At 63.7% G+C, this 9,539-nt stretch carries 3 protein-coding genes; all 3 read right to left on the bottom strand.

The window, feature by feature from the left end; genetic code table 11:
• Positions 1-89: 89 nt before the first annotated feature.
• The gene (locus ACIA1L_RS13980) at positions 90-3,047 is read right to left on the bottom strand and encodes a DUF499 domain-containing protein (RefSeq protein WP_396073033.1); all 2,958 of its coding nucleotides are present in this window, start codon (positions 3,045-3,047) and stop codon (positions 90-92) included.
• A gap of 73 nt (positions 3,048-3,120) precedes the next feature.
• Positions 3,121-5,808 (bottom strand): hypothetical protein, encoded by a 2,688-nt coding sequence (locus ACIA1L_RS13985; protein ID WP_396073034.1) that lies wholly within the window; start codon positions 5,806-5,808, stop codon positions 3,121-3,123.
• Positions 5,805-9,038: a helicase-related protein gene (locus ACIA1L_RS13990; RefSeq protein ID WP_396073035.1), complete on the bottom strand. Its 3,234-nt coding sequence runs from the start codon at positions 9,036-9,038 to the stop codon at positions 5,805-5,807. The genes ACIA1L_RS13985 and ACIA1L_RS13990 overlap by 4 nt, the downstream gene beginning before the upstream one ends.
• Between the last annotated feature and the right edge of the window lie 501 nt (positions 9,039-9,539).

The following is a 9,539-nucleotide window of genomic DNA, read 5'->3' on the forward strand; positions in this document are numbered from 1 at the left end:
GCCCGCAGCCAGCATCGGCGGTTACCGGGTCAGCGTACCGAACTCTTCGGCCGGCTCTCTAGTCCGCGCACGCAACGCGGCCTTCGGCATCATTGATCTCTCACTGTTACGCCCAAACCCAGGGAACGAACCTGTTCAGCCAATTTGTCGGCCACGGAGGCGTCCACGACTAGCTGCAGAGTGCCTTGCAGATACGAGATGTTGCCCTCGTCCAACATCGAGTACATGGCTCGGAACACCTGCGCCATGGCCTCGCTCTTGTCCGGCTGTTGGAAGAGGTTGCCCATCAGCGGGAAGGTGACGAACTTTTCGGCAGGCTCGGTGTCGGCGGGTTTGCCTGCGCCTCCGGTGTCTGCCGGCGACCCGGAGCCCTCGGAGGCGTCTCCTCCGCGCGGGCCGCCGGGTTGTTCTGTCGAGCCGCCGAAGGTGCCTCCCGCGGATGTTCCCGATTCCTCGCGGGTGCGTGGCCGCGCAAGGCGAAGCCCGACTGAGGCGAGATTGACCTGGCTCGGATCCGTTACCGCAACGGACTGGTCGGATCCGTCCACGATACTGAGTTCATTCGATTCGACAGCGCCGTAGATTGCCTCTTGCAGGTCGGCTTCACCGGTGTAAAGCAGCGGGAGGCGAGGTGTGTTCCAAAACGCGTCTCGGATCTCGGACAGTGGGCGGCCGTAATCTTGGTCCCGTAGGTGATAGAGGAGCACGCGGGCGGTGAACTGCCCGGCATCGAAAACCTTCTCCTTGTCGGCGAGAGCCTTCCACACCTGGGTGCCGTCCAGCGCGCTCTGGCTCTCGTCCTCGAAGGTGATCTGGTCAAGTGCCCGGTCGGTGTCGGGATTTGGCTGTGCCAGGTACACCACGTGCTGGTATGCACGTTTGACTGCCTTTTCCAATTCAAGCTTTGCGGTCGCGAATTCCTTGTTGCCTGTGCTGGTCAGGTCGGCGTCGGCTTGCACCTCGGGCGCCAGGAGTGCTCGCTGCCGGGCCAAATATTCGACGGCGAGGGCACGCGCCCGGGCTCGGCGTTGAGTGTTGGCAACGGCGAATACTGCGGAGGAGGCCCATTCGACCGGCAGTCTTGCGGTGCCTTCTCCCAAACCAACGGCCACCTTGAGCGCTTGGACGGTCTGCTGCTCGATTCCATTACGCAGGGAGAATTGGGCTGGGTCGAGGATGATTAGACGGGTGGTCCGAGCGTCGTCCAAGCCGGCAGTGGCGACGACTTCGGTCGGGGTTCGCACGGGGTCGGCGGCGATGAACCTCTTGACCTTGAACGGTCCTGTGTTGGCGAGCCGCTGCGCGAATTCGACTATGGCGTGGTCTCGCTCGTCGTCAGTGATGGTCTTGCGCAAGGAGTTAACAAGCGTGCGGTAGGTCAACTTGGTCGACAGGTAGTAGCGGGCTGGCTTATTGTTGCCCTGCCCGGCAATTGCTTCGACTGCGCTCATGCCCTTGTCCTGGTTGACCAGGTCTGCGACCACGCCGTCGGCGTCGGCGAGTGTGAAATCGGGGTCCGGCGCAGCGAGCGCTGCCTTGACCTCGGGTGCGGAAGCGCCGCGTCGACCGCCCGGCCGGGAGCCGACGATGCTGGTGAGGAAGATGAAGGTCGCGCCCCGTTCGGCGGCTCTGAGGTTGGTGGTGGCCCACGGAACAGGTTCGCGTTGCAGGTCAAGGCGGCGTGCTGCCCCGCCGTCGTCGTTCTGATTGACGATCTCGTTCTCGGCCAAGGCCCGAAAATTCGCTACGGTGCGTTGGTCGCCGACAAGACCCGAGCCGAGGATCGCCTCACGTACATTGTTATCCGACAGCGGCAGATCGCCGGGGCCTATGAGTACAGGTGCCCACGCTCCCGATTTGCCCCGTTGTTGCAGGGCGTAGACGGAGGCGGCGAAGATCCGGATCGTAGAGCGGACTTTTTGGAAGCCCGTCACGGTGGCCCATTCGTGTTCGGCTAGGTACATCAGCATGGGATGGAACGGATAGGTCCGGCTAACCTCTTCGGGGAAGTCGTTACGCCATGACCCAGGGATGTTTTCCCATACGTTCTTGGTCCAGGGTTTGTCAGTGTGGATACCGGCGAACGCGCCCGCAGCGGCGGCGACAATCTCTCCCGGGGGCGCCTGATCGAACAGCCGCCTGCGTAGGATGTCAGCGAAGTCGGCGTTCGCGGTAACCGTGGCGGGGAGGCCGTTGCGCTCCAGTAGGTCGTGTAAGTCTGTGCGCCGATCCTTGGCCGCCTCAGTGCCAAGCGCAATGGTGTCGGAGCCGATCATGACGACGAGCATGGCCACGTTTGGCACGTCGTTCGCCGCGTCAAGCAGGGCCCGCAGGAATGCCATGTCTTGGGCTACGAGTTCCGGTTTCCCCGTACCGTCAAGGCCGTTCCCGACGTAGTCCATAATTTCATCTACGATGATGAGGACGGGGCGGTTGACCGCACGAAGAGCTTCTACGATTTTACTTTTGTCGTTGAAGAACGGGGCGTAGCGCTCATAGAGCGTGTAGTCCTTCGAGAACAGTCGCCAGAGGAACCGCTCGTAGAGGTTGTACGCGGGCCCGTCGAACTCCTTGACGGGGGCGCCGGGTGTCATGTTGTCGCACGGCAGCACAACGACGTGGGGCTTGTTCAGGTCGGGCGGCAGGCTGCGGCCGAGGATGCCGGCGGCTCTGCCGAAGATAGCCTTACCCAGGTCGGTTTTAGCCAGGTTTGCGGGGTCGCGAGCGAGCTGCCAGCATCCGATGCAGGCGTGCGACTTACCACCGCCCATACCCTGGTCCAGACGGGTGAGGGCGCGCGCCTTCGTGTAATCAGTACCGCCCCCGAGGCGAACGGCGATCTCGGCGAGCAGCCCGACGAGCAGGTCGGTGGGGTAGGTGATCTCTGAGTAGTAGATGGCGTCGGCATACGCGGGCCGCAATGCGCCGGTTGCGTAGACGGCGTTGAACAGCGACATCTGGACGTCATCGATTTGCCCGGCAGCGCTGATGATCTCCGGTCGGATACGGATCGCGTCCCACCACTGGGTCATCCTGGTGCTGCCCATCGTCGTCCCTTCACGTGGAGCACATGTGACGTTGCGGATGCCTCGGTCGAGGCGAAGCCTTCTGTAAGTGCGGTCAGAATAGTGGTTGCTGTGCGTCGTGTGCCGACCGCACCGCGCTCGCAGACTTCGCCGCGCTGAAGACCCCAGACTGATTGCGTAGGATCCGGGTCCATCCAACTGCGTCGGTATCGCGCTCTGGCAGTCTGTCCACCAGGAACTTCATTGCAGCCCACAGGTAGGGGTCCTCGCTGTCGCGCCCGGACGATGACAGGATCTCACCAACGGCGCCTAGGCCGTCGAGCTGCGCCTTGCCCATCGCTAGCACGACGTCGATGACTGGGGAGTCGGTGGTGATGGCTGCCTTGAAGCGCGTCGATGACACGAACTGACAACCGTCGCTCCCGCCCGGCACGAGGTCCTTGACGTCGCCAATCGCCAGGTCTGCAGCGAGCACCTGCCAGCGGAGCTCGGACTTGGCGACCACCTGGCGGCCGAACAGGCGTACCCACCACAGGGCGAATCTGGTGCGTGGGTCGAACGCCTGCAGCGGATGCCGATCGACGTCTACGGCCATTGCGTCCTGAACGGCCCGACGGGCAATGACAAGATACCGATCGATCTCAACAGGATTAGCGCGGCTGTCAAGGATGCGGGAGTAGCGTCCGACGATCTCCATGGCCGGGCCAGCCGAAGCCATAAGCATATCCGTCGGCGCGAGGCCAGCGCGTTCCCAGTCTCGTACCCGCCGGGCGATCTCTTCGCGGATCTGCATCTCAACGGCGCCTGCCCTGCCGTCGCCCCGGTTTGGCATTGCCGGACGGCATGCCATCGTCAAGGTGGTGACGATGTTGGCCGATCCTGCCGCAGCACCTCCGGCCTCGGTCTTTGCAGGCCAAGATGCGGACATCACCAGATCAGCGACGGTGATGGCCCGCAATAGACGATGCCATACCTCGGGGTCCCCATGTCCGAAGACGATGGTGACTACTCCGTCGTGTGCGACGACCCGGCGAGCTTCGGTGAAAGCCTGGGCAATCATGCGATCGTAGTGGCTGGCGGTGCGGTGATCGCCTGCCGGACCGCCGCCGCGCTTGACGATGATCTCCGAATCTTTTTCCTGCACCCCGTCTGCGTGGGCGGTGATCGCAAGTGACGGGTCGGCTACCTGCATGGCCCGCTTGGCCCACACGTAGAACATGTCACTGGAGTCGCTGTAGTCAATCATGTCGTCGTACGGCGGATCTGTGACGACGGCGTCCATGGAGCCAGCGCGGAACCGAACGCCGGTAGCGTCGCCGCGTTCGATCGTGGCGGGGATGCTGCCTGCGCGAAGGAGGATGTTCCGCATCGCCGTAATGGTTTGAGACGCCAGCGACTGCCAGGAACCGGGTCCGTCAGAGAGGCCCCCCTCGAACCAGTCATAGGAAAACGAGACCGCAGACTGGTTGACGAAGATGTCGCCGATTTGGCATCCCCCGGCCTTTTGCAGGCGAGCGCCCCGTGAGGACCTGCGAAGCTTCCGCATCATGGCGGCGGTGGCGAATCCGGCCAGCGCGCGCACATAGTCGTTGCTCAGCCCTGCGTCGAGGCAGGCTTGGGAAGATTCGTTGATCGCTCGTGCCAGCCGAACGAGCCCCAGGGTTTGGCGGTCCTCGAAAAGATCTCCGTAGACCTTGTCGCCATAGTTGACGGATTGGATCGTCCGGCTGTTGCCGCCGGGGATGCGTTCGTCGGGGCGGGCGGGGAGCAAACCGAACGGCGGCTCTTCGGCGAGCGCTTTGCGGGCACGTTCCGCAGCCGCGAACTCCATGTCGGTCGGTTCTCGGAAGATCTTCGTCTCGTCATCGGCGATGTCTGCGGCTAGGAGGAGCATGTCGCGTCGTTCGCCGTCGAGGCTCAGACGCGTGTGGGTGTCCTTCGTGTGGACATGTCCGCAGAAGGGACAAACGGCCACACGTCCGTCTGCCGCGTACTTATTTTTTCCAGCCAGAACGCGGGTCGGTGTCCCCCTCGGTGGCCCGTCGTGCACGACGGCGCTCACCTTGCCAACAGTGCTGTCTGCGTCGAGATAGAAGCTTTGCCCTGGGTCGTCTTTCTTGGGCCGTGGCAGCCGCAGATGTAGTTCGCCGACGAGCGGGAATCGGTGTCCGCACTCCTGACATGGCAGCGATGACGCCCATAAGTACCCCCAGGGGAAGCGACCGCTGTGCTGGGGATAGACCGCCGCCATGGCGGCGGTATAGCGGGCCCCTACCTCGTTTAGAAAGATTTCGGCGTCGTCGAGGAGCCGGACGCCGCCGCTCGTCTTAGCACCGAACGGCAGTGGCTTCTCCGCTGACCAGTCTCGGTAGAGCAAGTCGGCGAGCAGTGATCCGCCGAGCGTGGCGAACGGCGAGTAGTCCACGCCGAATGCGTCTGCACCGAGCCTGCCGGCCTCCAACGGGATCATGGCCCTGCCGGAGAACGGATCGAGAACACGAGGCCGACGCCCATAGGTCTCGGTGAGGATCTTGTCAATCTCATCCTGAGCCTTCTTATAGCCGCTCATCGCTGTCCGCACCAAAGTCTGCAGCTTGCGCTGCTCCTGATGGCTGTCCGGCCAGGTCAGGAGGCTGGTGAGGACGGCGGCCTTGGACTGGGCAACCGGGCGTTTGGCGAACCAGACCCACAAGCTCGATTCTGTATTGCCGGAGCCCCACCCGTTGGCACTGTTGTCGGAGACCTCAGCGCACGGGAACCAGCGTTCAATCATTCGGGTCATTCCGGGTTCTCCTGGTGCGGCGCGGTTCGGTACTTGCTCAGGGTGCTGCCGGGAACGCGGAAGACCGCGTCGCTGCGGATCTCTTCAGCGAAGACCTTGACCGGATCCCGGTACATGCCAAAGAGGACGCCTTGGCCGTCATGGCACTGGTCGACGACGTAGAGCCAGTAGTCGGTGCGGTGCTGCGTGGCGATCAGCACCTCGTTGCCCGTCATGCGGATGCCGTTACTGGCAGCGGAGCGCCAAACCCCCTTCACCTCGACGAGGCGTTGCTCTCGTCCGCGGATGGCATGCAAGTCGTAGCCGCGGTTGTCGGCGTGCACGTCGGCGGCACGCCACCCGTCTTCCTGCAGGCTGCGAAGGACGAGCAGCATCGCCACGGTCTCCGAGTCCATTTCCTCAGTCGTGCGGGGAGATGCCTTCGGATGGACACGGAGACGCGCAACAACCTTGGGTTCGCTCAGCCCGACTTGGCTGAGCGCCTCCAGCTCGGCAAGCCGCTCGGATGCGCGTTGCTCTAGCCGCCGACGAGTAGCGACCCGCTCCTGCTTGTCCGCAATTCCGACTGTCAAGTCGACTGGAAGATTCTGCAGGTCACGGCGAGCGTGGGCGAACCATTCACTACGGACGCGCTGATGCTCATCGCGGGTCTTGGCCGCCAAGGTGGCCGCGGCCTGTCCGGCGGTGTCGATCCGCCCGGGGTGTGGTGCGGTGCCGGCCGATTCACTCGGCACGAGGTTGGCGAGCGTCTCCCACCGCACGGGATATGCCAGTCCGTTGTCGTCGACACGGATGAGAGCTGCCCACGTGGTGCGACGTTTACCGCCGGCCTCGGTGAGGGTGGCTTCGAATGCATGCAAGTCGTACCCGCTGACGCTGGTGGGATCATCGGCGGCACCGCTGCGATACATGTCGGCGGCCAGATCGTCGTCGGCGAGGGTGATGAGGTCGGTGAAGGCTGCGTCACCGGGACCTAACGGGAGGACGTTCGACGTGTCGACGCTGACGCCGTGTGCCCGTAGCGCTTCGCCACTCGTTGCGATAAGTACCTGCTGGCCTCCACCCAATCCTTGAGGCAAGGGTCGGTCGGAGGAGATCAGAAGGATGCCATCCCCAGCAGCGGTGCGCTGCACTCGCAGTAGTCGTGCTTGATCGAGCCGGTTGAGGTACGACTCAACGATCGCGGGGTTGATGCGGTCCAACAGGTCTCGTTGCAAAAGCGTGAGCGCTGCCATCGCGTCGACCTGGCTTGCGAGCACAGACTCCTGGGCTCGGGCGATGCGTGCGGCCCGTTTAAGGTCCGCGGTGTGCACCTTGCGCACAGCTGCGTCGGCGGCCGCTTTCTTGGCCTCGTCGTCGCCGTAGAGGTCCGTGAGCCACTGCTCGTACCGCATCCCGGTCATCTCGGCGACGGTCGAAAGGCTGTCGAAGATCTGGCCTCCGAGCTCGCTGGCTGCTGAGACGAACCGTTCGAGCAGGGTATGCAGCACGTCACCCTCGCGGGTGTCCGTGGCGATGAGGTTGTACAGCAAAACGTCACGAAACTGGCCGACCCTGTGAATTCGGCCCATCCGCTGTTCCAGGCGGACCAGCGACCAGGGCATGTCGTAGTTGACCAAGACGTGCGCCGCCTGCAGGTCGATGCCCTCGTTTCCGGCATCGGTGGTGACGATGACTTGGAACTCCCGGCGCATGAACGCGGCCCGGACCGCGTCGCGCTCTGCGGAGGATTGTCGCCCGGAGTACATTCGGGCGGTATACCCAGAGTTGACTAGGCGCTGCACGATCCAATCAGCGGAGTCCGCGTACTCGGTGAAGATGACCGCTTGCTCACCGCTACCCGGGGCGATCCCGTTCGCGCCAAGGCAACGGCGTGTCAGGTCGCGCCACTTCGACGGCTCGTAGCCTCCGTCCATCAGAATGGCGTCTAACTGCCGCAGCAGTTCCTTGATCGCCGCTCGCTCGGCCCGCCCAGACTGGGAAGAGGCATGAATGACCTTAGCCTCTTCCTTCGCCTCTTCGTCCGCCTCGTCGAGCCGCTCGACATCCAGGACCGCCTCCGCTTCGGTCTTAGCGCCCATGTGAGCCGAGCGGCGACGTAGCGTCTCCCTCAGTGCAAACAGCGTAGAGGCGGCTCGCTTGCCGTACACCATGCGAGCGAGGGTTCGTGCTGTCGACGGAAAGAACTGGTCAACCATCTCCAGCGCCTGCCGGTAGATCGAGTATTCCTTGGATCCCAGTGGAACCCGAAAATTATTCGCCGTCCGACCCTTGAACAACCGGGTGACCCCGTCGTAGTCGACGAGATCTTCTTTCATCCGCCGCAGGAAGTGCACCGGTCCGGGACGCAGCGGCTGCAGGCTCTCGTCGCTCTTGTCGCCGGGATCGGGGTAGATGTCTGGATCCACGAGGTGCAGCAGATGACGGAACAGCCATTCCGAGCCACGGTGCGGAGTTGCGGTCATCAACAGCGCGCGAGGGGTGTTCTTCGCCAGCATCCGCCCCACCTGATGAAACGATGTGGCAGTCGGCGTGAGGCGGTGGGCCTCATCGAACACCACAATGTCCCAGCCTGCTTTGTCGGGGCGTACGGCGTCCTGCACAGCGCCGTTAGTGGCTGCCAACTCGAGCGACACCACCCACAGATCATGACCGGTATCTAGCGCGTGCTCACGCACCGTGTCCGCGGTGATACGGCGCAAACCTCCACCAAAGAACCGCTCGAAGTCCTCCTGCCACTTGCTGGCGAGGTTCGCAGGCACAACGACCAGCGCTCTGCGGATCAGCCCAAGACGCTGCATCTCCCGCAGGTAGAGTCCCGCCATGATCGTCTTGCCGGTACCCGGCTCATCGGCAAGAAGGAACCGGAGGAACGGCTGTGGCAACATCGCCCCGTAGACGGCGTTTGCCTGGTGCGCATACGGGCGTAGGGGACTCGATGCAAGCAGTGTGGTCTTCGCGTTAGTGGCGGCCGCAGCCATCCACCGGGTCCACATGCCGGCCAAGACGCGAGCCGATGGAGCACGTCCGTCCTCAACCAGGCGGACCACCTGACTGGCCTGCTTCGCACCAAGGGTCACCTTGCTCAGTGAACCCGCATCGTCGGCGACGTAGAGGATCCACCCCCCGTCTACGCCGCCTTGCGCCAGATCCACAGTCACCCATGTAGGCAGGTCAAGGCCGGGAACGTGGATTCTCTGCCCGGGCTCGAATCCTGCCGCGTCGACCACCAGTCGCCTCCTTTGACCACGGAATTCTTGCACGTGGCGATCAGGCGCTCTGGGTATCCTGGGGACCTTGGGTTCCGAGGGCACGCTCGTCGAAGTGTCGACGCTGCGACGGTCTGGTTCGCGCTGACGCCCTTCTGCAGCTCAGCTGGACGGCGGAACAGGAACACCGTGTCAATGAGGTTGCGGCAGGCTTACTGAGTCATCAAGGCGCGGATCGCCGGCTAGGCGCCGAAACGCTGCTTCCCGCCCCCGTTACCTTTTTCAGGTCCCCAGCCGGGGACTGCTCGGTCGCCTGGTCCGGTATGACTTACTGCCCCTGTCGTACGGATGATCCGGGGGGTGTTGTCGCCGGGCCGGGTGGCGCCGATGGACCGCTGATAGGGACACGGCCACCCGGTGCTTGGGGTAGGTCTCTTCGTAACGTGGCTGCCGGCAGTCGACGCCAGACTGGCGACCGAGGATGCGGGCTGTCGCGGGGAGGCGATGTGCACGGCGATTACC

Source organism: Actinoplanes sp. NPDC051859, from assembly GCF_044452725.1.
Lineage (GTDB): Bacteria > Actinomycetota > Actinomycetes > Mycobacteriales > Micromonosporaceae > Actinoplanes.

What these genes read in the sequence shown, in the direction of transcription:
- ACIA1L_RS13980 (WP_396073033.1), bottom strand. Translation starts at nt 3,047, where the DNA reads ATGGGCAGCACCAGGATGACCCAGTGGTGGGACGCGATCCGTATCCGA.
- ACIA1L_RS13985 (WP_396073034.1), bottom strand. Translation starts at nt 5,808, where the DNA reads ATGACCCGAATGATTGAACGCTGGTTCCCGTGCGCTGAGGTCTCCGAC.